The sequence below is a fragment of the Streptomyces abyssomicinicus genome (genome assembly GCF_008974245.1).
GTDB lineage: Bacteria > Actinomycetota > Actinomycetes > Streptomycetales > Streptomycetaceae > Streptomyces > Streptomyces abyssomicinicus.
Map to the genome: position 1 here is coordinate 1,804,771 of NZ_BBZI01000005.1, position 25,526 is coordinate 1,830,296.

A 25,526-nucleotide genomic window follows, 5' to 3' on the forward strand; every position below is an offset into this window, starting at 1 on the left:
CGATTCCGGAAACCGACACGTCCCTCGAGGAGATCGGATGAGCAACGCCAGCCGACCGGACATCGCCGACCAGGGGGCCGCCTGCGAGATCGCCCGGACCATCGGGGCGATCCGCCGCTCGCCGGTGGAACAGGTACGCCTCGACGCGCTGCGGCTGACCGGATCACCCCGGTCGGAGGGCGAGGACTCCCGCCACGTGCGGCTGCTCGGCGAGGCCGAGACCGCGCTGCCGCCGATCGTCGTGCACCGGGCGACCATGCGGGTCGTCGACGGTGTCCACCGGGTGCGCGCGGCCTCACTGCGGGGCCTGGAGCGGATCGACGCGCAGTTCTTCGAGGGCGGCACGGACGAGGTGTTCGTGCTGTCCGTCGCCCTGAACACGGCCCACGGGCTGACTCTCTCCCTGGCCGACCGGACGGCGGCGGCCCTGCGCATCCTGACCACGCACCCGGACTGGTCGGACCGGAGCGTCGCCACGGTCGCGGGCATCTCCGCGACCAAGGTGGCGCGTCTCCGGCACGACGTGGCGGGCACCGATGCCACCTTCCGCGTCGGACGTGACGGCCGGTCACGTCCCGTCGACGCGGCCGCGGGACGGGCCAGGGCGAGCGAGCTGCTGCGGCGGAACCCCACCGCCCCGATCCGCCAGGTCGCCCGGGCCGCCGGGATCTCGCCCGCCACGGCGGCAGACGTCCGGGACCGGTTACGCAGGGGGGCCGACCCGCTGCCCGACCGGGTGCGCCGGTCGGCGGAGCCCGCCGCCCCCCGCACCGGCACCTCGGCCGGGCCGCCGGCCGAGGGCCACCCCCGCCCGGTGCCTGTTCCGACAACGGTGTCAGTCACACCCGAGGCACTCAGCCGGGTGGCCGACATGCTGAGCCGCGACCCGTCGTTACGGCTGAACCGGACCGGCCGCGAGCTGCTGCGGCTGCTCCAGGTCTCCGCCGCGGCCGTGCGCGAGCAGCAGCGGATCGTCACGACCGTCCCCCCGCACTGCCTCGGTCCCCTCGCAGAGCTGCTGCGGGGGTATTCCGGCGTCTGGCAGGCCTTCGCCGAGGAGTGCGAGCGGGCGAGGAGCGCGAGCATGCGGGACCTGGCGCACTGACCGCGCGCGAGGGACGAGGTACCGGGACAGCCGAGAGCCGGCCCCGGCAGCGGACACGAGGAGGCGAAGGTGCAGCACGAACAGGCCGGTACCGGCGGACGGGACGAGACGGAACCGATCGACGTCTCCCGGGTCGTCGACGCCTACCATTCACTGCGGCCCGACCCCGGGGACCTGCGTCAGCGCGTCGTCTTCGGCACCAACGGGCACCGCGGCTCCGCCCTGGCCGCCGCCTTCAACGACGACCACATCGCCGCCATCAGCCAGGCGGTCGTCGAGTACCGGGCCGCGCAGGGCGTCACCGGACCGCTGTTCCTCGGTGCGGATCCGCACGCGCTGTCGGAACCGGCCCGGATCACCGCCCTCGAGGTGTTCGCAGCCAACGGAGTGGCCGTGCTGCAGGACGCGCCCGGTGCCTTCACCCCCACCCCGGCCGTCTCGCACGCCGTGCTCGCGCACAACCTGCGGCACGGCGGGCGGGCCCCGGCGGACGGCGTGGTGATCACGCCGTCCCACAATCCGCCGGGCGACGGCGGCTTCAAGTACAACGAGCCGCACGGCGGGCCCGCCTCCACCACGGCCACCGCGTGGATCGAGCGGCGCGCCAACGAACTGCTCGCCGCCGGGTTGTCGCAGGTGCGCCGCGTGCCGTACGCCCGTGCCCAGGACGCGGACACCACGGGGCGGTTCGACTTCCTCGGCGCCTACGTCGACGACCTGTCGTCCGTGCTCGACCTGGAGGCGGTGCGCGCGAGCGGCATCCGGATCGGCGCGGACCCGCTGGGCGGTGCCTCGGTCGCCTACTGGGGCCGGATCGCCGAACGGTACGGCCTCGACCTGACCGTGCTGAACGAACGCACCGACCCCGCCTGGCGGTTCCTGGCGCCGGACCATGACGGCCAACTGCGTACCGACTGCTCGTCGCCGCACACCATGGCGCCGCTCACCGCGCGGCGGGACCGGTACGACGTGACCGTCGCCAACGACGCCGACGCCGACCGGCACAGCATCGTCACGCCGGACGGCGGACTGCTCCCCGCCAACCACTACCTCGCCGTGGCCGTGCCCTACCTGCACGCCCACCGGGACGGCTGGCCGGCCGCCGCCGGGATCGGCAAGAGCGTGGTGACCTCCGGCCTGGTCGACCGGGTCACCGCCGAACTGGGGCGGCCGCTGGTCGAGATGCCGGTCGGCTTCAAGTGGTTCACCGAAGGACTACGGACCGGACAGCTCTGCTGGGGCGGCGAGGAATCGGCCGGTGCGTCCTTCCTGCGCCGGGACGGCTCGGTGTGGACGACCGACAAGGACGGCATCGTCCCGGCGCTGCTGGCCGCCGAGATCATCGCGGTCACCGGCTCTTCCCCGTCGGAACTGTGGAACGGGATCACCGAGCGCCTCGGCCGCCCGTCCTACGTCCGGGTCGACACCCCCGCGGGTCCTCAGGAGAAGGCCGCGCTGGGCCGGCTGACCGCCGACCGGCTGCCGGGCGGCCGACTGGCCGGCGAGGACGTCGAGTCGGTCCTCACCCACGCGCCGGGCAGCGGCACACCGCTGGGCGGCATCAAGGTGACCACCCGCAACGCCTGGTTCGCGGCCCGGCCGTCCGGGACGGAGAACGTCCAGAAGGTGTACGCCGAGTCGTTCCTCGGTCCCGACCACCTCGACCGTGTCCTGGAGGAGGCGAGGGAGATGGTGGAGAAGGCGATCCGGGCGTGACGGGGACCGGAGCGCGGCCATGCCGCGCGTCCGCGTCCGCGCCCGGCGTCGGCGACCGCACAAGCGCCGCACGCGAGGGAGGAGAAGGCACGACGAGCTGAACCGAACCGGACGCGGGCCCGCGGCGGCGGAATTCCGCCGCCGCGGCACCGACGGCGTGAATACGCCGCCGTACAGTGGCCCCGGCCATGAATTGTTCCGTGTTTCTCCGGTCCCTTGTCGAGACCGTCGAACACGGCGCGGTATCCGTGCGGGGAATAGGTCACCCCGTTCGGGAAACCGACTCCGCCGGAATTCAGGCGATCCTTGATCCGGGGGCCGGCGAACCTTGATTCGGGCGCTTCGCCGGTCGGTTCCGGTTCCAGTGGCATTTTCCTTCCCTCTCCCGTGCGTCGACCGCGCGGGGGAGGGCTCTGTGTCTGCCCGAAAGCGGGGATGACGTGCGGATTCGCACGGTGGGTGGGCGGTCGCCAACTGCACGTGCGATGCGGTTGAACACTTCTTTCCCGGTGTCCAACTTTCCTCCAGTGAACGTTGACAAAGTTTTGTGCGGACCCGAGATTTACGGCAACGTCTTTACTCGAACGCTCACCACGTCGGAGGACGGCACATGAATGCACGGCCTGTTCTTGTTCACACCCACGGAATAGGGGCGATCGACTACAGCTCGATGACCCCGGACCAGCTGGGCATCGCGAACGGTCTCGCGGAGAAGGGGGGCTTCGACGTCGTACCGGGCATCTTCCTGGGACGCGAGCACCTGTCCGCGGTGACGGACCTGATGTGCGCGTGGCACGAGAACCGAGCGTCCCTGCCGGCCGTCCTCGGCTTCTCCGTGGAGGGCCCTCTGCTGGGCCGCACCGGCGGGGTGCCGCCGCGCGGGATCTGGTCGCCCACCGCCCAGGAGTGGGAGCGCATCGCGGTCATGGGCCGGTACGGCCTCCGGTACATCGTGATGGGCCCGGACATGGGCGAGCTCGACGACGAGCTGGACGACGGCCTCACCTACCGGGACGTGATCGACCTCTGCTACGTCAACGGCGTCAAGATCGCGCTCGGGCATTTCCAGCACCACGCGCCGGAACTCAGCGCCGAGCGCACCCGCGCCGTCATCGCGCACGTGCAGGACCGCTACGGCCCGGGTCCGGACGTCCTGCTGACCGACCACCTGTACAACGACATGCCGCGCAACTTCCGCCACGTGTGGCGGACCGCGGAGGAGCGTGCCCGCCGGGCCGAGCAGATCGCGCCGGTACTGGCCGCGGACTGGGAGACGGCGGACCTCGACCGGCTGCTGGGACCGGTGCCGGCGACCCTGCTGCGGGCCGCCCGGGAGGGGAGCCTGCTGCCCTTCCTGAACTTCGACGGGGATCACGTCGACCTGGAGATCTGTCGCCGCACGCTCGAGCACCTCGGCCCCGAGCGCCTGATCGGGATCACCGACGACATCGCCGTCCCGTTCCTGGCCGGGGAGGAACTCCACCACCGGGAGGGCAGCGGGCTCTGGTACCGCTCCGACGGCATCGTGGCGGCCGGCTCCGGCGAGCTCGCCACCCAGCGCCGCAACCTGAGGAGCCTCACCGCCGACCCTTCCGTCTTCGATCACGTGTTCGGGCGCAACGCGCGGCGTGGGCTGTCCCCGGTGCGGGTCCCCGCGGTGGCCGGAGTGGGCGGCGCGGGGTACGGGGGGCGGGGCCGTGACTGAGCCCGCGGTCGCACAGCCCCCCGCCGTTGCGCAGTCGCCCGGCACCACGGCCCGTACCGCCGTCGGCGTGTACGTCGCCGCCTGCGACCCGGAGGCGGCCGTCAACGCCAGCACGTGGCGGGAGACGGAACCCGCGCACCACGCCGTACGCGCCGCCCTCCTCTCCCGCGCCTGGGCGGACAAGACGGTGCCGGAGGTCCTGCGACGGCTCGCCGCCGACCCCGCCGACGCCACCGCCCACCGGTTCCTCGAAGCAGCACTCGAGGCGGAGCTCGCCCATGACGGGGCGTTCGCCGCACGGCTCGCGGAGATGGCCGCCGAAGCGGAGCGGACCACGGTGATCCGGTACCACCTGGGCGCCGCCTACCGCCGGCCCGCCGAGGACGAGCCGCCGGTCCCGGGCAGCGCCGAGGAGGTCCGCGCACTGATCGGCGCCGAACCGGTGGCGCGGGCGGGCGCGGGCGACCCCCTGGTGGCGGTCGTCATCCCGGTGCGGGCGCACCCCTCCGACACCGGCCGGGCGCGCAACGCCGTGGCCGCCGTCGCCTCGGCGGTGAGGCAGGACCTCGACCGGTCCGCCTACCGGGTCGTCGTCGTGGAGCAGGACGTCGAGCCCCGGATGGACCGGTACCTCGCCGACCTCGTCGACGACTACCTGTTCCTCCCCAACCCGGGTGCCTTCAACAAGAGCTGGGCGCTGAACGCCGGTGTCGCGGCCGTCCCGGGGGCACGCCACCTGTGCTTCCACGACGCCGACATGGTGGTGGAGCGCGACCACCTCTCCAAGGTGGTGGCCTGCCTGGAGGACGGTCCCCCCGCCCTCCTGCCCTACGGCGACCTGGTCTTCCTCGACCCGGCCAGCAGCGGCCGGGCCATCCGGTCCCGGCTGGCGCCCGGCGGCTCCGGGACCGCGGACGCGTCGCGGCTGCGGGGCTTCGCGCTCCGCGACGTGTGGGGCGGCTACGTCTGTGTCACCCGCGACCTCTTCGAGACGGTGGGCGGCTACGACGAGCGCTTCCGGGGCTGGGGCGACGAGGACAACGAGTTCTACCGGCAGGTGCTGCGCCACACGTCCGTGCCCCGCTGGAGCCGGCCGCTGGCGCACCTGTGGCACCGCCGGCCGGTCATGGTCGACGCCGAAGGGCGCCGGGCCAACCAGCACATCGCGAGGACACCGCGGCCCGCGAACCCGGGGCCGCTCGGCGACCCGCGGAAGTACGCGCACGAGATGACGCACGGAACGAGGACGGAAACGGCGTGAGCACACAAAACAAGGGACTGGCCGCACGATTCGGCGTACCGCCCCTCACCGAGGTACGCCGGACCACGGCCGCGGTCCTGGTGGACACCGTGGGAGTGGGACTGATGATCCCCATCTCCCTGCTCTACTTCACCCTCACCACCGACATCGCCGTGGCGGAGCTGGGCGTCGCCCTCACGGCGGCCACCCTGCTGTCGCTGCCGGCGGGACTGGCGGGCGGGGCGATGACCGACCGCTTCGGCCCGAAGCTGGCCATGGTCACCAACAACCTGGTGTCGGCGGCCGGTTATGTGCTGTACCTGCTGGCGGACGGCCTGGCCACGGCCTTCCTGGCGATGCTGCTGGTCGCCATCGCGGACCGGATGTACTGGGCCTGCTGGTCGTCCTACGTGCACACACTCAGCGGCGGACGGCCCTTCGAACGCTGGTTCGCCTTCCTGGAGTCCATCAAGGCGGGCGCCATGGGAATCGGCGCGCTCCTCGCCACCGTGATCCTCGCGGCCGGCACGGACGCCGGCGCCCGCTGGCTGGTCGTCCTCAACATCGCCACCTGTGTCGCGGCGGCGCTGCTGTTCGTCCTCCAGCCCATGTCCCCGCCCGCCGCCGACGCGGCGGCGGCCGGCGGCCAGGACGACGAGGATCCCGAACTCCTGCAGGCCGTACGGGGATGGCGGACCGCCTTCGCCGGCCGGGCCAACCGCCTGTTCGTGATCGGCCAGGTGCTGCTCAGCCCGGTGATGCTGCTGCCCTCCGTGGCACTGCCGCTGCTCTTCGTGGAGCGGTGGGACATGCCGGTCTACGTGTCCACGCTGCTCTTCGCCCTGAACACCGGGATCGCGGCGCTCATCCAGACACCGCTCAGTCATGCCGTGCGGTTCCGCTCCCGGGCGGGGGTCATCTGCTTCTCCGCCGGGCTGCTGTCCGCGTCCCTGCTGCTGATGGCCGCCATGCCGGAACGGCAGTCGGCGCTCGCCTGGTGCGTCGTGGTGGTCGTCGGCGTGGTGCTGGCGGTCGTCGACGCCCTGTACATGCCCGCCTCCAACGCCTTGATGACCGAGTCGGTGCCGGACGCCGTACGGGGCCGGACCGTCGCGGTGTTCCAGACCGCGGCCGCCGTGGGCATGGCGGTCTTCCCGGCCTGCTTCGGCTTCGTCTTCGAGTTCTCCTCGGCGCTGACCTGGGTACTGCTCGCGGTCGTCATCGCGGCGGGCGGCCTGTGCTTCGCCGCCGCGGCGGCCCGGCTGCCGCACGCGGTGCGCTTCCCCGAGTTCCGCAAGCCGGACGAGGCCACGGCCGGGGCGCCGGGAAGCCTGGCGGGGTCGCAGTGAGCCCCCTCTCCAGCAGCCCCGGCCGGTCGGCCACGACGGCCCCGGGGGACCGGGACGCCCCGGACCGCCCGACCCTCCCGGACGACCCGTGGGGCACCGCCGTGGCCGTGCACCGGCCGCACGTGCCGGTCACGGCGGTGCGCGGGCCGCTCGTCCGGGACGGGGTCCTCTTCCACATCGACGTCCGCCACCGGCACCTCGCCGCGGTCACCGAAGGGCGGATCCGAGTCGTGCTGCCGAGCGTGCCGGCCGACGCGGTGCTCTGCGCCGTCGGCGACGAACTGCGCATCGCCCGTCCGGTGCCCGGCGGCTTCGCCGGCGTCGGGTTCCACGTCCGCGAGGGCCTCTCCACCTGCCCCGTGCCCCGGTCCTTCCCGCCCGCCCTCCGGCCCGCCCTGCAGGCCGCCGCCGCCGCAGCGGCGGCGGGCGGTGCGGAGTCGGCGGGCGTAGCGGGGGAGTACACCCAGATCCGGACGGAGGCCGGCGGCCTCAGCCTTGAACTGTCCCTGCCCTCGGCCACGGCGGACGCCCTGATCCGGGCCCAGGGAACGGTCTGGCCCGTACGGCGGCTGGTGCCGGCGCCGGCCGGGGACGAGGGGTGCTCGCTCATCGAGCGGCTCCCCGGTTTCGTCGGCCTCGTCGCCGGAGCGGCGTCGTGGTGACCGGCCACCCGGCGGGCGACGACCCGGGCGACCGGCTGCGATGGCCGGGCGTGGTCGTCGTCGGCGCCGGTGTCACCGGGCTGCTGGTCACCGAGGAGCTGACACGGCGCGGCGTGCCGGTCCTCCTGGTGGAGCAGAGCCGGCTCGGCGCGGGCCAGACCGGTCACTGCCACGGCTATCTGCACCGCGGTTACATCTACCGCGGCATCACCGCCTCCCGGCGGCAGGCGCTGGAGCGGTGCGCGGACTGGTGGGCCCGCCGCCTCGCCCCGGCGGGCGACGCCGTCGTCGGCACACGGAGCGTCATCGGCTTCACCAGCGACACGGAGCGGGAGGAGGCCCTGGCCGCCTGGAAGTCCCTCGACATGCCCTGGGAGGACGTCGACGCGCCGGGCCTGGCCGGCACCGCGGGGACGTTCGCGGTGCCCGAGGCCAGCGTGTCGCCGCGCGCCGCGATGCGCGCCGTGGCCGGCACAGCGGCCCGCGTCCCCACCCTCCACGGCCGCGCCACGGCCGTCCGCCACTCCGGCGGGTCGGTACGGTCCGTGGACGTCCTGACCGGCGAGGGCACGGTCACCGTCTCCGCCCCCGCCTTCGTGCTGTCGGCCGGGCTGGGCACACCCGGCCTGCTGGGACCCCTCGCACGCACCCTGGGCGTGCGGACCCGGCTGACCTACATGCTGGTGTGCCGCACCGGCCAGGACCTGCCCGAGGCGTTCTGTCTCCCCGCCGACAGCGCGCAGGGACTCTTCGTCGCGTCGCGTCCCGCCGGCCGGGAGCGCGTCTACCTGATGTCCACGTTCGTCAACTTCTGGGCGAGCGACGAGGACGAGGCCGCGCGCCGGTCCTGGCTCGGCGCGGCCTCCCGGGTCCTCGCCCACCACCTGCCCGGGCTGTGGGCGGACCCCGCCACCCGCTGGGGCCTCTACCCGGCGTGCAAGGTGGAGGTGGACGCGCCCGACCAGGCCGGCGGCGGACTGCCCGAGGGCGGCGTGTTCGACCTCGGCTGGGACAACGCGCTCACCGTCCTGCCGGGAAAGCTCGTGCTCGCCCCGCTGTTCGCCGAGGAGTGCCTGAACCGCCTCGGCCGGCTCACCGACCTCGACCGGCTGCGCGAGGCGTCCCCGCCCGGCGGATCCCCGGCCGCCTCGTCACCGCCCGGTCCGTTCACCACCGGGAGCGGCCCGTCGTCCGGCCCGTCGCCCGCCCCGGGCGGCTCCGTCGCATCCCCCTGGGCCGCGGAGGACTGGGAGATGACCCCGCTGTTCACCCGAGCCGAACTCTTCGACCACCCGACGCCGCACCACGTTCCCGCGGCACCGCACGGAAAGGACAACGACAGGTGGAGTGCCTGATACTCGGCGCCGGAGCCGGCAGCAGACTGATGCCGCTCACCGCCCGACTGCCCAAGCCCCTGCTCCCGCTCGGCCCGACGACCATCCTGGGACGGCTGGTCGACCAGGTGGCGCCGCTCGGCGCCCGGCGGATCCTGTGCAACCTGCACCACCACGCGGAGGCGGCCGAGGACTACTTCGCCCGCGCCGACCTCGCCCTGCCCGTCGTCACGCGCAGGGAGGACCGACTGCGCGGGCCGGCCGGCGCCATGCTCACCTTCGAGGACGAACTCACCGCCGCCGACACGGTGCTGGTCGTCTCCGGCGACCTGTACCTCGGCGACGGGGCGCTGGCCGAACTGGTGCGACGGCACCACGAGAGCGGCAGCGACCTGTCGGTGCTCGCCGTCGAGGTGGACGACGGCTCCCGGTTCGGCGTCTTCCGTCTCGACGACGGCGGACGCCCCACCGCGCTGGACGAGAAGCCCGCGTGGGCCGCGGGCCGCCGCAGCTGGGTCAGCGGCGGCGCGTACTGCCTGCGCCCCGAACTCCTCAAGCGCGTCCCCACCGAGGGCCTGTACGACTTCGGCGCCCATCTGATCCCCGAACTGCTCGCCGAGCGGGCCGCGGTCGGCCTGGTGCCGTGGCTGGGCCGGTGGGACGACCTGGGGACCACCGACTCCTACCGGCGCGCCGTCCTCGACGACCTCGCCTCCCGCGCCCCGGCGGGCGGGAACGTCCACCACGTCGCGCCCACCGCCCGCGTCCACCCCTCGGCCCTCCTCACCGGCCGGGTCCTCGTCGCCGACGACGCCGTGGTGGGGGCCGGCGCCCGACTGCACGACACGGTCGTCCTCCCCGGGGCGACCGTCCCCGACCACACCACCGTGGCCGACGGCTGCGTCGCCTGACCCAGAAGCCGAACCAACCCGGGAGAACCCATGCGCGTCCTCGCCCTCGCCCCGGCGTACCACCCCCTGATCGGTGGCGCCGAGTCCTACATCCGCACCATCGCGACCGGACTGGCCGCCCGCGGCCACGACGTGCTGGTCGCCACCGACGGCGACCGTGTCGCCGCACCCGCCGACGACCTCGACGGCCAGGCCCGGATCCGCCGCCTCCTGGCATACCGGGACCTGCTGGACGACCCGACCAAACTCCGCTGGGAGCAGATGCAGTTCAGCGCCGCGGAGGAGCTCGCCGCCCTGGTCGACACCTGGGGCACCCCGGACGTCGTCTTCGCCAACAGCCACGAGACGGCCGTGCTCGGCAGCATGGTCGCCATGACCTACGGCCGCCCGCTGGTGGCCAACTTCCACGAGCAGCAGCCCGAACGCGGGCCCCTCGGCCGTGGCCGGGCCCGCCTGGTGTACTCGACGCTGCCGGTCAACGCGGTGGTGGCGGGCAGCCGCTTCTACCACGAGAAGGCCCTCGCCTACGGCAGCCCGCGGGAGACGACCCACCACATCCCGCACGGCATCGAGTGCGAGCGGTTCGCGACCGACGGGCCGCGACGGCCCGACGGCCGCTTCGTCATCGTCCTCAGCGGCCGCATCGCCCCCCGCAAGCAGCAGGACTTCATGGTGCGGGTGGTCGACAGGCTGGTCCGCGGCGGTGTCGACGCCCACCTGGTGATCGCCGGCCGCGCCCACTCCTCCGACCTCGGCTACCACGAGCGGCTGCTCACGCTGATCAAGGAACTCGACCTGGGCGAGAGGGTGACGCTCCGCCAGGACCTCGCCCTCGACGACATGCCCGCCGTGTACCGCGAGTGCGACGTGGTCGTGCAGCCCAGCCTCGCCGAAGGACTCGGACTCGCCGTGCTGGAGGCCATGGCCGCCGGGCGGCCCACCGTCGTGAGCGACGTGAGCGGACTGCGCGAGGTGATCGCCGACCCGCACGTCGGACTGCGCCTGCCGCCGACCGCCGAGGGCGCCTGGGCCGAGGCCCTGGCACAGCTCGCCGGCGACGAGCGGCTGCGCGCCCGGCTGGCGGCCAACGCCCTGGCCACCGTGCGCCGAGAGTTCAACGTCCGCCGGATGCTCGAGCAGACCGAACGGCTGCTGGAGGGCGTGCGCGCGGCGTGGAGCCCGGACGGCTCCGGCCCCTCCCGGTAGCGTCCGCGCCGCCGGCCGCCCACCCCCATCCCCCGAACCTTCCGCTCCGACGCAAGGACACCTCAACCATGCGCGTACAGAACGGCACCATCTGGCTCGATGGAGCGCTCGCCGACTGGGAGGAAGCGAGGCTCCCCCTGATGTCCGACGCACTGCTGCGCGGACTCAGCGTCTTCGACGGCCTGGTCGCCCGGCGGCAGACCGACGGATCGCTGGCGCTGCTCGGCGCCGAACGCCACCTCGACCGGCTGTCCCGGTCCTGCCAGGTCCTCGGCCTGCCTCTGGAGGGCGGTACCGACGGACTGCTCGAGGGCTGCCGGGCCGCCGCCGAGCAGGAGGCGGCCGGGTTCCCCGACTGCGACGTGTACATCCGGCCCATGGTCGTCGGAGCGGTCCTCACTCCCCGGGCCCGCGAGGCCTCCGTGACCGTCGCCGCCTTCCGCCAGGAGCCCGGGGCCCCCGCGCCGGTGACCCTGCAGACCAGTGCCTGGCGGCGCCCCACCGACGACACACTGCCCCCGGCCCTGAAGGTGGTCGGCAACTACCAGCTCACCCGGCTCGCCCGGCTGGAGGCGAAGAAGGCCGGGTACGACGACGCGCTGGTCCTCAACGCCCAGGGACGCGTCGCGGAGTCGGCCGGCGCCGCCGTGGTGCAGGAACACGGCGGACGCCTCAGCTCCCCGCCGCCGTGGGAGGGCTGCCTGGACTCGGTGACCGTCGCCCTGCTCGCCGCGATCGCCCGGGCCGAGGGCATCGAATGGGCCCGCGAACCGCTGCTGCGCACCACCGTGCTCGGCGCGGATGGCCTCGCCCTCGCCGGGACGCTCGCCGACGTGGTGCCGGTGAGCAGGCTGGACCACCGCGACTACGACGCGCCCTCGCCACTGCTGAAGCAGCTCGGCACCCTCTGGAGCGAGGCCTCCCGGGGCGGCAGGCACGCCGGACTGCTGGAGACGGTGGCCGTCTGATGGGAACGGCGAACACCGAAGGCGCCTTCGACGTCCTCGCCACCCGGCAGGTGTACACGTCGCCCTACATGAGGCTGCGGGAGGACGACGTACGGTTCCCCGACGGCTCGCCCGGCGTCTGGTCGGTGCTCGAGCGCTCCGACTTCGCGCTGGTGGTGCCCGAGGTGGAACCCGGCCGGCTGGCCATGGTCAACCTCTACCGGCATCCGGTCGGCCGCCGGTTCTGGGAGTTCCCCCAGGGCTCGGCGGCCACCCCCGGCGTCCCGCCGCAGGAGACCGCTGCCGGAGAACTGCGGGAGGAGGCCGGTCTCGCGGCGGACGAATGGCACCACCTGGGCCTCCTGCACGAGGCGTACGGCTACGCCACCGGCGTCTGCCACGTCTATCTGGCGCGGTCGCTGACCACCGTCGGCCGGCAGCCCGAACCCGGCGAGGGCGACGTGCGGTTCGGCCTGTTCGACATCGAGGAGATCTGGCGGATGCAGCAGGCGGGCGACGTCACCGACGCGGTGACCGTCGCCGCGCTGGGCCTGTACGAGCGGACGAGGCGCGGCATCGGACCGCGCCCGGGACAACCGGAAGGGACCACGGCATGAGTACCGACACGACGGCGAACGAAGGCCACGGCACCACACCGCGCGCAGGCCGGGGCGAGGGCTCCTGGGGCGACCCCGACCGGGCCGAGCAGGCGCTCGCGCTCTCCGCCCGGGGCACCCCGCGGAACGTGGTCCTTTTCATCGGGGACGGCATGGGTGAGGACGAACTCACCATCGCCCGCAACTACTTGAAGGGCGCCGACGGGCGACTCATCCTCGACTCGTTCCTCTTCACCGGCTCGGTGACCAACTACTCGGTGACCGCCGGCGACCCGACCCGCCACAACTACGTCACCGACTCCGCCGCCGCGGCCACCGCCTGGGCGACCGGGGCCAAGACCTACAACGGCGCGATAGGCGTGGACGCCTTCGGCATGCCCGTCCCCACCCTGGTGGAACTCGCCCGGGACCGGGGCATGGCCACCGGCATCGTCACCACCGAGGAGGTGTGCGACCCCACCCCGGCCGCCATGGGCGCCCACGTCGCCCACCGCAGCGGCCGGGGACCGGACACCATGCAACGGTGCCCGGAACAGGCGACCGAGAACGGCGGGCCGGGCTCCATCGCGGAACAACTGGTCCGCACACGCCCCGACGTGCTCCTCGGAGGCGGCGCGCAGTACTTCCGGCAGACCGTACGGGCCGGCGAGTTCGCCGGCCGCACCGTCCTCGACCAGGCTGCCGCGGCCGGCTACCGCGTGATCACCACCGCGACCGAACTGGCCGCCGCGGACGCGGGAACGCCGCTGCTCGGCCTCTTCGGCGAAGAGGCGCTGGCCCGGTACTGGGTGGGCCCGCCCGCACGCGTCGACCGGGGCCCCGCGGCCGTGTGCCGGGTCAACCCGGACCTCCCGGCGGACCAGCCCTCGCTGGCCCGGATGACCGCCAAGGCGCTGGAGATCCTGGACGAGCGTGCGGAGGGCCGCGGCTTCCTGCTCCAGGTCGAGGCGGGGCTGATCGACACCGCCGGTCACGACGGTGACGCCTGCGGCATGATCAGCGAGGTGGCCGCGTTCGACGCGGCGGTGACGGTGGGGCTGCGCTGGGCGGAGGAGCACGGGGACACCCTGGTCCTGGTCACCGCCGACCACGGGCACTCCGCGCAGATCCTGCCCGTCGACGTCGAGAGCCCCGGGGCCACCACGATGCTCCTCGCGCACGACGGCGAGCCCATGCTGATCAACTACGCCACCAACCTGCCCGGGGAGATCCTCGTGCACACCGGCGCGCAGGTGAGGATCGCCGCCCACGGGCCGTCCGCCGCCTCGGTCCTCGGCCTCGGCGACCACACCGACCTCTTCCACCTGATCACCCGGACCTGGAAGGAGGCGGACAACCGTGTCGCCGACTGACACCGGCACCCGGCCACCGCACACCGCCGCCGGCCCGGCAGTCCGTGGCGTGGCCGCCACGGACCCGGCAGCCGGCTCGCGGGGCGGCCGGCCGGGGAGCCGGCAGGAGGACACGGGGGCCGGGGGCCGGGACCTCGCCCGGGGCGTCCCCCGCGCCGCCCTGACCCGCGCGGTCATGCTGGGCCCGGCCTTCGTCGCCGCCGTCGCGTACGTCGATCCGGGCAACTTCGCCACCAACTTCACCGCCGGCGCGCACTTCGGGCACCGCCTGCTGTGGGTGGTGCTGGCGGCCAACGTGACCGGACTGTTCTTCCAGACCCTGGCGGCCAAACTGGGCGTCGCCACCGGACGCGACCTGATGCGGCTGTGCCGGGACCGGTATCCGAGGCCCGTGACCTACGGCCTGTGGGTCCAGGCCGAGACGGTCGCCGTGGCCACCGACCTCGCGGAGATCATCGGCGGCGCCCTCGCCCTCCACCTGCTGCTGGGCACGCCGCTGCTGCTCGGCGGCGCCATCACCGCGGCCGCCTCCTTCGCGCTGCTCTTCCTCGACCGCGGGGGCCGCCGACGGTTCGACTGGATCGTGACCGGAGCGCTGTTCGGCATCGCGGGCGGCATGCTGTGGTGCACCGCGGCGGCCGGCCCCGCCCTCGAGGACCTCTCCTCCGGCCTCGTCCCGGGATTCGACGGCCGTGAGAGCCTGCTCCTCGCCGTCGGCATCATCGGCGCCACCGTGATGCCGCACGCGATCTACCTGCACTCCGCCCGGTCCGCCGAGCGGGTGACGACCCTGCGGCGCACCGGGGTCTTCCGCCCGGGCCGCGACGACCGCGCCGTGCTCCGCGGCATCCGCTTCGACGTGACCGCCGCCATGGTGCTCGCGGGCATCGTCAACGCCGCCATGCTCATCGTGGGCGCCCACCTGGCCGGCGGTCCCGGGCCGATCGTGGAGACCCTGGAGGACGTGCGGGACGGGCTCCGGTCGACGCTGGGCGGGGGAGTGGCCCTGGCCTTCTGCGGGGCGCTGCTGATCTCGGGACTCGCCTCGTCGTCGGTGGGAACCTACGCCGGACAGGTGATCATGTCCGGCTTCCTCCGCCGCTGCCCGCCCCTGATGGTGCGCCGGGTCCTGACGGTGGCCCCCTCACTGCTCGTCCTGGGCATGGGCGTCGACCCGACGACCGCGCTGGTGTGGTCCCAGGTGGTGCTGTCCTTCGGACTGCCCTTCGCCCTGGTTCCGCTGCTCCTGGCCACCCGGGACAAGCGGCTGATGGGATCCCTGGTGAACCACCCCGTCACCACCGCCTGCGGCGCGCTGGCCGGAGCCGCGGTCATCGGCCTCAACCTCAGCCTCCTCCTGTGACCCCGCCCCCGCCTCGGCCCCCGGCCGCTGCGCGCCACCCGCGGCTGCGTCCCGCGAGAGCCGGGGACGCCGGCTTCCTCGCGGAGATCCTCCTCCAGGCGTACAACTGGACCGGGCCGCGGTACACCCTCGACGAGATCCTGCGGACCCCGCGCATCGCGCACTACGTCACCGGCTGGCCCCGGCGGGGCGACTTCGGCGTGGTCGCCGAGGACGGCGCCGGCCGACCCGTCGGCGCCGCCTGGGCCCGGACCTTCCCGGCCGAGGACCCCGGTCACGGACACGTCGCCCCCTCCGTACCGGAGTTGACGCTCGGTGTCCTCCCCGGACACCGCGGACACGGCACCGGAAGCGCCCTGCTCGACGCCCTGATCGGCATGGCGGCGCGTTCCGGCCTCGACCGGCTCAGCCTCAGCGTGGAGGACGGCAATCACGCGGCCCGCCTCTACGCCTCCCGTGGCTTCGTCACGGTCGGGCGCGAGGGACGGTCGGACACGATGCTGCTGCGCCTGGACGCCGCCCCACCGGACCGCCCGCCCTCTGCCCCTCACCCCCCGGCCTCCGGCCCGACGACCGCCTCCTGAGGTCTCGCCGGGCGTCGGCGATACCGGCCCAGCTCGATGCCTTCCGCCCCCCGGTCGGCGGACCGGGGGGCGGAAGGGCCGGGCTACGCGGCCGCCGGTACGGCCGAACGACCAACCCGTACCGGAATCAGGCCGCGACGAGCTCCTGCTCGCGGTCCGGCGTCGTGACCTTGGGCTTCTTGTTCGGCAGCGAGAGCCGGACGACCTTGCGCCACGCGGAGAACACCTGCTTGGGCAGCGGCCCGGTGACGTACTCCAGCTCGTACTTCTCGAACAGCGCGCGCACCTTCACCGCGACCTCGGCGTACCGGTTGCTCGGCAGGTCCGGGAACAGGTGGTGCTCGATCTGGTGCGACAGGTTGCCGGTCATGAAGTGCATGGCCTTGCTGCCGCTGATGTTCGCCGAGCCCATCATCTGGCGCAGGTACCACTGGCCGCGCGTCTCGCCCTTGATCGACCGGCGCTCGAAGACCTGCACGCCCTCGGGGAAGTGCCCGCACATGATCACCGAGTGGGACCAGAGGTTGCGGACCAGGTTCGCGGTGAACGTGGCGGCGAGCGTGGTGAGGAACGACGGGCCCGACAGCAGCGGGTGGATCACGTAGTCCTTGAGCACCTGCTTGCGGATCTTGCGGCCCACGGCCCTGGCCCGCGCGCGGAACTCCGGGTTGTTGCGGCGGCGCTTGTGCAGGTTCCTGCCGAGCTCCAGGTCGTACGCCGCGATGCCGTACTCGAAGAAGCAGGCGTTGATGAAGTTCCACAGCGGCTGGCCGAGGTGGAACGGGCGCCACTTCTGGTCCTCGTCGACGCGCATGATGCCGTAGCCGAGGTCGTTGTCCTTGCCTATCACGTTGGTGTACGTGTGGTGCAGCTCGTTGTGCGAGTGCTTCCACTGATCGGCCGGCGAGACGTGGTCCCAGTCCCAGGTGGTGGAGTGGATCTTCGGGTCCCGCATCCAGTCCCACTGGCCGTGCAGGACGTTGTGGCCGATCTCCATGTTGTCCATGATCTTCGCCACGGACAGGCCGGCGGTGCCGAGCAGCCACGCGGGCGGGAAGAACGAGAACAGCAGCACGCCCCTGCTGGCCAGCTCGAGCTTGCGCTGCGCCGAGATGACCTTGCGGATGTAGGCGGCGTCCTTCTCGCCACGGTCGGCGATCACCTCGTCGCGGATCGCGTCCAGCTCGCGGCCGAGCTCCTCGATCTGCTCCGCGGTCAGGTGGGCGGTGGGGTCGATGGCGGTCACGGTGCTCCTACCGTTCGATGTCACAGGGGCCCGCGGCGGCGGACACGCAGGTCTGGATGAGGACGCCCGGCTCGGCCTCGGTGATCTCGCCGGTGCGCAGGTCGCGGACGGCGCCCGCCTTGAGCGGCGTGACGCAGCCGAAGCAGATGCCCATGCGGCACCCGGAGGGCATCAGCACGCCGGCCTCCTCGCCGATGTCCAGCAACGGCGTGGCGCCGTCCGCCTCGACGGTCTTGCCGGTGGCGCTGAACGTGACCTCGCCGCCGTCACCGGCGACGACGACGGAGGGGCGGAAGCGTTCGGTGTGCAGGCGCTCCTGGACGCCGTGCTCGCTCCAGTGCTCCTCGGCGGTGTCGAGCAGGCCCGCGGGCCCGCAGGCCCAGGTCTCGCGCTCGGCCCAGTCGGGCACGAGTTCGTCGAGACGGGCGATGTCGAGCATGCCGTCCGTGGCGGTGTGCACCTCGGTGAGCCGCAGCTTCCCGTCCGCGACCAGGCCGTGCAGTTCGTCGCGGAAGATCACGTCCTGCGGCCGTGGCGCGCAGTGGACCATGACGACGTCGTCGAACTCGGTGTCGCGCAGCATGCCCATCACGGGCGTGATGCCGCTGCCGGCCGTCAGGTAGAGCACCTTGGCGGGCTTGGCCCGCGGCAGCACGAAGTCACCGGTCGCCTGGTCGAGCTGGATCAGCGTGCCCGGTTTCGCCCTGCGGACCAAGTGGTTGCTGACCTTGCCGTCCGGGATCGCCTTCACGGTGATCGTGACGCGGCCGTCCTGGCGGCTCGTCGGCGAGGTGACGGAGTAGGCACGCCACAGGCGCACCCCGTCGACGTCGACCCCGATCCGCACGTACTGGCCGGCTCTGTGGCCGCGCCAGCCCCGTCCCGGCCTGATCACGACGGTCGCGGCGTCACCCGTCTCGGCGTGCACGGCCTCGATGCGTCCACGCAGGTCGGCACCCGCCCGCAGCGGGCTGACCAGGTCGAGGTAGTCCGACGGCAGCAACGGCGTCGTGACCATCTCCAGCAGTTTCCACGCCCTGCTGCGCAGGGCTGTACTCGTCATGACTCCAGCTTGCTGCGCCGAACGGCGTAAAGTCCTGACCGCAGGACGTAAATCTGATCGGCTAGATTGTTCGCAGGGAACAAAAACGTGAGCCATGCAATCCGGAGGGCCAGCGAACTGGCCCTGGACGAGACGACGGTCACCGCGCTGCGGGCCGCGCTGAAGACCACCGCCGACGAGGTCGTCCAGGCGATCATCGACGAGGTCCCTTCCTACGCCAGCGCCCTCTCGGGTCACATGGGCGCCACCATCCGCCGAGCCGTCCGCACCGCCCTGGGGCACTACCTGGACCTCGCGAGCGGCAGCGCCACCGGCGGCGACGGCGGTGACGCGGCCTACGAGCTGGGCCGCGGCGAGGTACGCGACGGCCGTTCGATGGACGCCCTGCTCAGCGCCTACCGCGTCGGCGCCCGCGTGGCCTGGCGATGCCTGGCAGCGGGCGCCGTGCGCGCGGGTCTGCCCGCCGCCGAGGTCGCCAAGTTCGCCGAGCTGACCTTCGCCTACATCGACGAACTCTCCGCCGCGAGCGCCGCGGGCCACGCCGACGAACTGGCCGCCCGGGGCAGGGACCAGGAGCGCCACCTGGAACACCTGGCCCGCGACCTCCTCGCGGGCGCCAGCCCGGACGTGCTGCTGGCCTCGGCGCAACGGGCCGGGTGGCAGCCTCCGGTCTCGCTGACCGCGGTCCTGCTGCCCGCCGCCCAGGCCCGGCCCGCCTACCGCGCGCTCGACCCGGGCACCCTCGTCCTCGACGACCTTCCGGACGCCACCGGTGTGCTGCTCGTCCCCGATGCCGACCGATCACACCTCTTGCGGCAGCTGACCGACCGCACCGCCGTGGTCGGCCCGCCCCGGCCGTGGACCCGTGCGTCCGCCTCGTACGCGCGAGCCGTACGCGCGCGCTCCCTCTCCTCCGACATCCGCGACACCGAGGACCACCTGCCCGAGCTGGTGCTGAGCGCCGACGTGGACGCGTTCGCAGACCTGTGTGCCAGAGCCCTCGCACCGTTGCGTGCCCTGCCTGCCGCGACCGCACGGCGGCTGGAGGAGACATTGCGGGCGTGGCTGCTCCACCAGGGCAGGCGGGACGAGGTGGCGGCGGCGTTGTTCGTCCATCCCCAGACGGTCCGGTACCGGATGTCGCAGCTGCGGGAGCTGTTTCCGGATCTCGCATCACCACACCGGGTCCTCGAACTGACACTGGCGGTCGGCCTCCGGGCCGCCTGACACCGGCCCCATGCCCGCACCGCGTGAGGGATGATGAGGACGGAACGACGGAACGACGGAACGACGGAACGCGAGGTCAGGAACTCCCATGACGAAGCGGGTGCACCGCCCCCGTGAGGACGCGGAATTCGACTTCATCCTCGGGATGAGCGCGGTTCCCGTCCTCGCGTACTTCACCGGGACATGGCCCAAGGCGATCGAGCCCTGCCGGGTGATGGACGTCGTCGTGGCCGGAGTCGCCGACGACCACGCGGGCCGCCTGACGGTCGTCCGCGCCGACATCACGCGATGTCCGGCCGCCACCGAGCGATACAGGATCACCGGAGCCCCGTCCTACGTCCTGCTGATGGAGGGGGAGGCGGTGGAGCGCGGCACGGGGCCCATGACCCTCGCCGAGCTTCAGGGGCTCCTGGACGGCCACCTCTGAACGGCCGCGGCGGCACGTGTCCGCGCCGCCCGTCACGTCCTGGGCCGATGCCTGACGCGGCGCGAACGCTTCTGTGCTGCCGCCGGACCACCGTCCGGCGCCCCACCCTCACCACGAGGTGCCGCCCATGACCGACCACCTGGCAAGGGGGCGGCCGTAACAGCCTCGACCTGCCCGAGGACGAGGTTCCCCGGCTTCGCCGAGTGGCTGCACCGGTACCTGCTGGGCGAGGACATGACCGGCCCCAACAACGCGGCCTTCTACCCGGGCCCGGTGGAACTGGACTCCCTCCCGATGCCCGGCGCCGACCGCACCGAGCCCTGGTACGGGCCGGACCGGGGGAGAGCGACGGTCGGTCCCAGTCCGGTCGGTGGGTCGTGGTGCGGTTCCGACGTAGGAGTGAAGTGAGAACCCGGCAGAAGCATCACGACGCCCCTGAGCCCGACAAGCCCTGGAACGAGATCACGCCAGGACTCTGGATGGGTGGACACTTCTGGGCCGACCGCACCGGTGAAGTCCATCCGGCTGTCGCGGGTGAGGAGTTCGACCTGGTCATCAGCCTGTTCACCCGCGAAGGCCACGGTCCGCACCAGGCAGCCCAGCACCTGATCACCGAGCTCCCCGACGGCCCACTCACCGCCGACCAGATCCACTCCGTCCAGGAGTTGGCCCGCGCTGCGGCACATGCTCTGCGAGACGGCCGCACCGTGCTCGTGCGCTGCCACTCCGGCTACAACCGCTCCGGACTGGTCATCGCGCAGACCCTCGTCGAACTGGGTCACACCCCTGACACAGCCATCAGCCTCATTCGGCAGAGACGATCGCCACGGGCACTCAACAACGAGACCTTCGAGCAATACCTCACCACCGGGCTTCACGTGGCCTACCTCCTGAGCGGACTCGACACGCTCGGCTGAACGGAGCCTCCCCTGGGAAGGAGACCTACAGGACCAGCGCCGCCGACCTGGGGAGTGTCTGCGAAACGGCTCTTCCAAGATTTTCGTGGCGGTTCATGGCTGGTTGAGGCCGGCGATCCACGGGAGGCCTTGAGATCACCACTCCCGACGCATGGGCACGAAGTCCCACAGAGGGCTCACGGGCCCCCCAGACCGTTACGTCCGGTCCTGGACGACGTGCTCTCAGAACAGGGCGTCCTGGTCCGGCTCCTCACGGCGCAGCAGGCCGACGTCCTCGCCCCTCCACTTCGCCTCCAGATGCTTGCGCCAGCCCGCCGGCGGGGGCCAGGGGATGCCCCACTGCGCGAGTTGCTTCTTGGACCAGCCGCCGTTCGGGGTCTGGGCGGCGGCCACCTCGTCAGGAGAGGGCACGTAGTCGACCATGCAGGGCATGCTGCCTCAGTTGCGGTCCTGGTGCCATACACGGCAGACCGGATCCCCGCTGTCGATGGCGCGACGACGGCTCGGCCAACCGCCGTCGACCGGGCGGGAGTTGACGCCTTCACCTGCCGCCGCTGCGCCACGGCATGCCGACCGGCGCAGACATCGCCAACCGCACCACCACCACGACGTCGACGGACCGGCACCGTCCCCGAAATCCATGGTCGCCACAAAGCTGCACGGCCTACGCTCCAACCCATGCGAAGTGTCTTCGTGTTTCCCGCAGGTGAGCGAGCTGAGACGGTTGCCTTGCTTGATCGGCATCTGCGCGGGCAGCGCCATCCGTGGACTCTGGACGGCAACCTCTACATCGACACCGACGATGAGCAGACCGGCTACCTCTTCTCCGACTGGGAGCCTGAAGATGTTGCGATCCTCGAAGCGGCCATCGGACATCACCCCACATGGGCGGTGCAGATCGGCATCTCCGGGCGGATCGACGGCACCGCAGAGGTTCACCAGATGATCGCTCTGCTGCTTGAGTACGGAGGCGTGGCAATGGACGACTACACCTCCCACCCATGGACCCTGCCGGAAATCCTGTCTGGAGCAGTGAACGACGGCCTGCGCTTCTTCGACTTTCGCGGCTACCACGAACTCCACCGCGAACACGGGCGTTCCTGACTCGATCACCTCACCGCCGGGAAGCTTCGTGCGGCCTCGGTGAGCGAGTGGAACGCGGCCAGCCCATCCGACTTCTGGGCTGCCATGACCGCGGCTGGTGAACTCCTGGCCGGCCAGGACCGCCACGACCACGAAGAGGTCACTGCAGGGCTGGAACGATGCCGCACGCAGGCTGCGGCCATCAGCGCGAAGTAGCACCGTCCTCGACAAACGTCCTCCGCTCGGTTCGGCGGTGCTGATGGTTCCCACGGCCCCACGGCCCAACGGCCCCGCGCAGGCCACGCCGAATCCCGTGTTCACCCTCGCCGGCCACATCGGGCGGAGCATCGAGGAAGGCGAAAGGCGCCCGGCTGCCGAGGGCCCGCAAGCGCGATCGGGCATCATGTCACCATGATCCAGAACGGCCTGCAAGCGCCCGAGGCGCGTCCGCGGCACCCGGACGTCACCGAGGCGATTGTCCGGGAGCGACGGCTGCACGACCCCTCCGTCCGCCTCTCCGGCCCCCTCGCCGAAGCCCTCTTCGACCCCGATTTCGTCGAGGTGGGTGCCTCCGGGCGGCGGTGGACGCACGCAGAGATGGTCGCCGCCCTGCCCACGCTCCACGGCGGAACCGAGAACAGCACCCCCATCACCGCGGAGCACTTCGAGGGCACTCTCCTCGCCCCCGGCATCGTTCATCTCACCTACGAGACCCGCATCGAGGACCGGCACGCCCGACGTTCGTCGATCTGGCGCCGCGACGCCGCCGGGGAGCTCCGGCTCTACTACCACCAGGCCACGCCGGTGCCGGACGGGACAGCCGTCCCGCGACCGGGCAGCTCCAAGTGAGCAGGTCCGTTCCGGGTGCGAGGTGGTGGCGTTAGCTCTGCAAGAGGTGGTGGAGGAGTGAGCGGCGTGTACCGGCCGAAGAGGAACCTGGGCGGTGCCCAGGCGCGGAGCACGACAGCGTCAGCTCCCGGTGTCCTGACCAGCGGTGCCGCCGAGCCGCGGCGGGCCGGCCCTTCACCCCTCGCGCAGCACTGGCCTCCTGTGCTCATCCTCCTGGTGCCAGCGCTTCGTGAACGCGTCGGTCGTGAAAGGAGCGGCACAGAAGGCCGCGCTCTCGGCCGTCCCGCAGGCTTCCCGTGTCGTGATCGGGGGAGCCCCATGACTGCACGGCAGGTGATCGTCGTCTCTCCTCCCGGCAGTGGCACCGTCCTCGTGCACGAAGCCACCACGGCACTCGGCCACGTCTCCCGCGGCACCATGAGCGGACACGCCCGGCACGCGGCGTCCGCCGGTCCCGGCGAGGTCTTCCCCCTCCTCGAAGCGGCCTACGGCGCGAAGACCGCCGTGCGTCTGCTCTCCGCCCACCACCAGGACCAGGACACCGCCACCCTGCAGCGCACCTACACGGCAGCCGTCGACACCCTCTGGACCCTCTGGCGCGCGTGGTGGCAGCGGCTCGGCCAGCCGGTCACCGCGCACACGGACCTCGACCCCACGGTCGAGGCACGCCTCACCCGCCTGCCCGACGCGGAACTGCTGCGCCTCCTGCCCGGACGCGACGCTCGGCGAAGCCGACCTGAAGTCCCGTATGGCCTCGGCCTTCGAACACGCCAAGGCCGAGGGAGCCCGTGGGACAAGCCTGGTCTACGGGATCTTCCTGCGATCCGCCAGTACACCTGGCCGCCGAACACCTGCTGCGCCACTTCGCGGATCACCCCGCCGACGAGACCGCCGGGCTCATGCCGCACGCCTTCGGCAGCATCGCGGACCCGGAACTGAAGCACGCGGGCGACGAGGCGCCGGGCCACAGGCCGTCGCCCGCACCGACAGCTGGCTCCTGCAGAACCCCGGCGCGCTCCAGCGCCCGCACCTCGACTGGCACGCCGCACTCCAACTGATCGCCTCCGGCCGGTTCGCCGAGGCGCGCCGACGGGCCGACACCGTGCTGCGCCGTGCCGACGTGGCGATGCGCTCGGCAGTGAACTGGAGACTGCTGCTCGCCGGACAGCAACCCGCGCGGATCTGCGAACCGGACCACGTGCGGGAGCTGCTGGACGGCCCCGGCGGCATGACGGACATCTTCCACACGTTCGGCCTCGCCCTCGTCCTGGCCGTGGAGTGCGCGGTCGAGGATCTGCGGTCCCTCGCCGCCACCGCGGCCACCGACGAGCGCCCCGCCTACCGTGAGGTGCTCGCCCCGTCGTACGGGCGCTGGCACATGTCTGCGCGGGAGAGCCGGGCCACGCGGTCGCCCTCCTCGAGCACCGTCGGGCCACCCGGCGCCACCACCACTACGAGGACCTGCTCCACACCGCGAGGCCGACGCCATCCGTGTCTACCTCACACCCTCCGTCAGAACGCGGTCGAGAGCTGCCCGGCCTGCGGGTCCCCAATGCGGCTTGCCACCGGGAAGACCTCGGTCCCCGTTCTGGCCCATGAGCATGAGGAACAGGCTCTTCAGGGCGGCCAGCCCGCGGGCGCGGCGGATCGTCCCCTCGTCCGCATGCGCGTACACGTCGAAGAAGCGGGAGACGGCACCGGCGGGAAGGATCACCCAGGCAGCCGCGAGGTCCCAGGCCGGGTCGCCGGCGAACAGGGCATCGAAGTCGATCACGCCCGAGAGCGTCCCGTCGGAGACGACGACGTTCGCGGGGTGAAGGTCGCCGTGAACCCACAGTGGCGGGCCCGCCCATTCGGGTGCCGCGACGGCGTCGTCCCAGACGGAGCGGACGGCGTCGGCGAGGTCGGCGGGGATCACGGCGTGGAAGAAGTGGTCGAAGCCGTCCGTGCACTTCTCGGGGTGGTCGCCGCGGTCGTCGCTGATCGGCGCGTCTTCGGGTGCTTCCACGTGGAGCGCGGTGAGGAAGGCCGCCAGCGCGTCGGCCGCGTGGTCGCCGAGGCTGGTGGAGGCGTGGTCCAGCGGCTCGCCGGGAACCCACGTCATGACGGTCCAGGGCTTCGGGAAGCGCACGGACGGTTCACCGATCCGCACGGGGCTGGGCACCGGGAGCGGCAGGCGCGGGCCCAGGACGGGCAGCCACCGGCACTCCTTGCGCAGAAGGGCCGAGGCACCTTTTTGACGGGGCATACGGACAGCCAGATCGTCCCCGAGGCGCCACATCTGGTTGCCCCACCCGCCCGCCACTTCGCGGAGGGCCAGCCCTGCGAGATCCGGATGTTGCTCCAGCAGCAGGTCACGGACCAGGTCCGCGGTGATCTCGATCTCGAAATCGGTCATACGAGAGCACACTACCGGGGCAGGATTTCCGACTGCTCCCACGATCCGCGACCGGCCGGCTGCCTGACCCGGTGGCCGTCGGCCATACCTCGACGACGAGGAACAGCAAGGTGGGGTTGGCCGACACGTCCTGGGACTCCTCTGAGAACAACCTCCCCGAGGCGAACCGCGGGGCCGCCGGCGAGCGTCTGCCGGTGCCGGCGGCCCTGAGGGTCCCGTGCGGGG

The 25,526-nt window shown here is 72.5% G+C and carries 24 protein-coding genes; 20 read left to right on the forward strand and 4 right to left on the reverse strand.

What is annotated here, in order from left to right:
* Positions 1–37: 37 nt before the first annotated feature.
* From GBN72_RS07685 to GBN72_RS07750, 14 genes are all read left to right on the forward strand, one after another.
* Positions 38–1,105, forward strand: a complete 1,068-nt coding sequence (locus tag GBN72_RS07685) for a ParB/RepB/Spo0J family partition protein (RefSeq protein WP_246212307.1) — start codon at positions 38–40, stop codon at positions 1,103–1,105.
* Positions 1,106–1,174: 69 nt separating this feature from the next.
* Complete coding sequence (locus GBN72_RS07690) at positions 1,175–2,821, forward strand: phosphohexomutase domain-containing protein (RefSeq protein ID WP_151770798.1); 1,647 nt, start codon at positions 1,175–1,177, stop codon at positions 2,819–2,821.
* A 610-nt stretch (positions 2,822–3,431) separates the two neighbouring features.
* A complete protein-coding gene (locus GBN72_RS07695; protein ID WP_151770799.1) occupies positions 3,432–4,526 on the forward strand; it encodes an amidohydrolase family protein in 1,095 nt (364 codons plus the stop codon).
* Positions 4,519–5,787 (forward strand): galactosyltransferase-related protein, encoded by a 1,269-nt coding sequence (locus tag GBN72_RS07700; protein ID WP_151770800.1) that lies wholly within the window; start codon positions 4,519–4,521, stop codon positions 5,785–5,787. Before GBN72_RS07695 ends, GBN72_RS07700 begins: the two co-directional genes overlap by 8 nt.
* A complete protein-coding gene (locus GBN72_RS07705) occupies positions 5,784–7,115 on the forward strand; it encodes an MFS transporter (protein WP_151770801.1) in 1,332 nt (443 codons plus the stop codon). Before GBN72_RS07700 ends, GBN72_RS07705 begins: the two co-directional genes overlap by 4 nt.
* The gene (locus tag GBN72_RS07710; protein ID WP_151770802.1) at positions 7,112–7,777 is read left to right on the forward strand and encodes a hypothetical protein; all 666 of its coding nucleotides are present in this window, start codon (positions 7,112–7,114) and stop codon (positions 7,775–7,777) included. Before GBN72_RS07705 ends, GBN72_RS07710 begins: the two co-directional genes overlap by 4 nt.
* Positions 7,771–9,132, forward strand: a complete 1,362-nt coding sequence (locus GBN72_RS07715) for an NAD(P)/FAD-dependent oxidoreductase (protein ID WP_151770803.1) — start codon at positions 7,771–7,773, stop codon at positions 9,130–9,132. The genes GBN72_RS07710 and GBN72_RS07715 overlap by 7 nt, the downstream gene beginning before the upstream one ends.
* On the forward strand, positions 9,120–10,022 hold the full coding sequence (locus GBN72_RS07720) for a nucleotidyltransferase family protein (RefSeq protein WP_151770804.1): 903 nt from the start codon (positions 9,120–9,122) through the stop codon (positions 10,020–10,022). Before GBN72_RS07715 ends, GBN72_RS07720 begins: the two co-directional genes overlap by 13 nt.
* Before the next feature lie 30 nt (positions 10,023–10,052).
* The gene (locus GBN72_RS07725; RefSeq protein ID WP_151770805.1) at positions 10,053–11,228 is read left to right on the forward strand and encodes a glycosyltransferase family 4 protein; all 1,176 of its coding nucleotides are present in this window, start codon (positions 10,053–10,055) and stop codon (positions 11,226–11,228) included.
* A 68-nt stretch (positions 11,229–11,296) separates the two neighbouring features.
* Entirely contained in the window at positions 11,297–12,196 is a 900-nt protein-coding gene (locus GBN72_RS07730) for an aminotransferase class IV (protein WP_151770806.1), read from the forward strand.
* Entirely contained in the window at positions 12,196–12,792 is a 597-nt protein-coding gene (locus GBN72_RS07735; protein ID WP_164540443.1) for an NUDIX domain-containing protein, read from the forward strand. Before GBN72_RS07730 ends, GBN72_RS07735 begins: the two co-directional genes overlap by 1 nt.
* Complete coding sequence (locus tag GBN72_RS07740) at positions 12,789–14,144, forward strand: alkaline phosphatase (RefSeq protein ID WP_151770808.1); 1,356 nt, start codon at positions 12,789–12,791, stop codon at positions 14,142–14,144. Before GBN72_RS07735 ends, GBN72_RS07740 begins: the two co-directional genes overlap by 4 nt.
* On the forward strand, positions 14,131–15,507 hold the full coding sequence (locus GBN72_RS07745) for an Nramp family divalent metal transporter (RefSeq protein ID WP_246212308.1): 1,377 nt from the start codon (positions 14,131–14,133) through the stop codon (positions 15,505–15,507). The genes GBN72_RS07740 and GBN72_RS07745 overlap by 14 nt, the downstream gene beginning before the upstream one ends.
* Entirely contained in the window at positions 15,504–16,091 is a 588-nt protein-coding gene (locus GBN72_RS07750; protein ID WP_151770809.1) for a GNAT family N-acetyltransferase, read from the forward strand. Before GBN72_RS07745 ends, GBN72_RS07750 begins: the two co-directional genes overlap by 4 nt.
* 127 nt (positions 16,092–16,218) lie before the next feature.
* Here GBN72_RS07750 and GBN72_RS07755 read toward each other — a convergent pair whose 3' ends face one another.
* Entirely contained in the window at positions 16,219–17,337 is a 1,119-nt protein-coding gene (locus GBN72_RS07755; protein ID WP_151770810.1) for a fatty acid desaturase family protein, read from the reverse strand.
* Between the two features lie 7 nt (positions 17,338–17,344).
* Complete coding sequence (locus GBN72_RS07760) at positions 17,345–18,355, reverse strand: ferredoxin reductase (RefSeq protein WP_151771018.1); 1,011 nt, start codon at positions 18,353–18,355, stop codon at positions 17,345–17,347.
* A gap of 132 nt (positions 18,356–18,487) precedes the next feature.
* Between GBN72_RS07760 and GBN72_RS07765 the strand changes: the two genes are divergently transcribed.
* The 3 genes from GBN72_RS07765 (at position 18,488) to GBN72_RS07780 (ending at position 20,971) form a co-directional block, all read left to right on the forward strand.
* Positions 18,488–19,627 carry a PucR family transcriptional regulator gene (locus GBN72_RS07765; protein WP_151770811.1) on the forward strand — a complete coding sequence of 380 codons (1,140 nt, stop codon included), beginning with the start codon at positions 18,488–18,490 and terminating at the stop codon, positions 19,625–19,627.
* Positions 19,628–19,715: 88 nt separating this feature from the next.
* The gene (locus GBN72_RS07770; protein WP_151770812.1) at positions 19,716–20,054 is read left to right on the forward strand and encodes a thioredoxin family protein; all 339 of its coding nucleotides are present in this window, start codon (positions 19,716–19,718) and stop codon (positions 20,052–20,054) included.
* 404 nt (positions 20,055–20,458) lie between these two features.
* Positions 20,459–20,971 carry a protein-tyrosine phosphatase family protein gene (locus GBN72_RS07780; protein WP_151770813.1) on the forward strand — a complete coding sequence of 171 codons (513 nt, stop codon included), beginning with the start codon at positions 20,459–20,461 and terminating at the stop codon, positions 20,969–20,971.
* 222 nt (positions 20,972–21,193) lie between these two features.
* Here GBN72_RS07780 and GBN72_RS07785 read toward each other — a convergent pair whose 3' ends face one another.
* The gene (locus GBN72_RS07785; protein ID WP_151770814.1) at positions 21,194–21,394 is read right to left on the reverse strand and encodes a hypothetical protein; all 201 of its coding nucleotides are present in this window, start codon (positions 21,392–21,394) and stop codon (positions 21,194–21,196) included.
* 255 nt (positions 21,395–21,649) lie between these two features.
* Between GBN72_RS07785 and GBN72_RS07790 the strand changes: the two genes are divergently transcribed.
* The 3 genes from GBN72_RS07790 to GBN72_RS07800 all read left to right on the forward strand — a co-directional run bounded on the left by GBN72_RS07790 (position 21,650) and on the right by GBN72_RS07800 (position 23,842).
* A complete protein-coding gene (locus GBN72_RS07790; RefSeq protein WP_151770815.1) occupies positions 21,650–22,075 on the forward strand; it encodes a hypothetical protein in 426 nt (141 codons plus the stop codon).
* A 390-nt stretch (positions 22,076–22,465) separates the two neighbouring features.
* Positions 22,466–22,903, forward strand: a complete 438-nt coding sequence (locus GBN72_RS07795; protein ID WP_151770816.1) for a nuclear transport factor 2 family protein — start codon at positions 22,466–22,468, stop codon at positions 22,901–22,903.
* A gap of 318 nt (positions 22,904–23,221) precedes the next feature.
* A complete protein-coding gene (locus GBN72_RS07800) occupies positions 23,222–23,842 on the forward strand; it encodes a hypothetical protein (RefSeq protein ID WP_151770817.1) in 621 nt (206 codons plus the stop codon).
* A gap of 556 nt (positions 23,843–24,398) precedes the next feature.
* Here GBN72_RS07800 and GBN72_RS07805 read toward each other — a convergent pair.
* Complete coding sequence (locus tag GBN72_RS07805; RefSeq protein WP_151770818.1) at positions 24,399–25,301, reverse strand: aminoglycoside phosphotransferase family protein; 903 nt, start codon at positions 25,299–25,301, stop codon at positions 24,399–24,401.
* Positions 25,302–25,526: the final 225 nt, after the last annotated feature.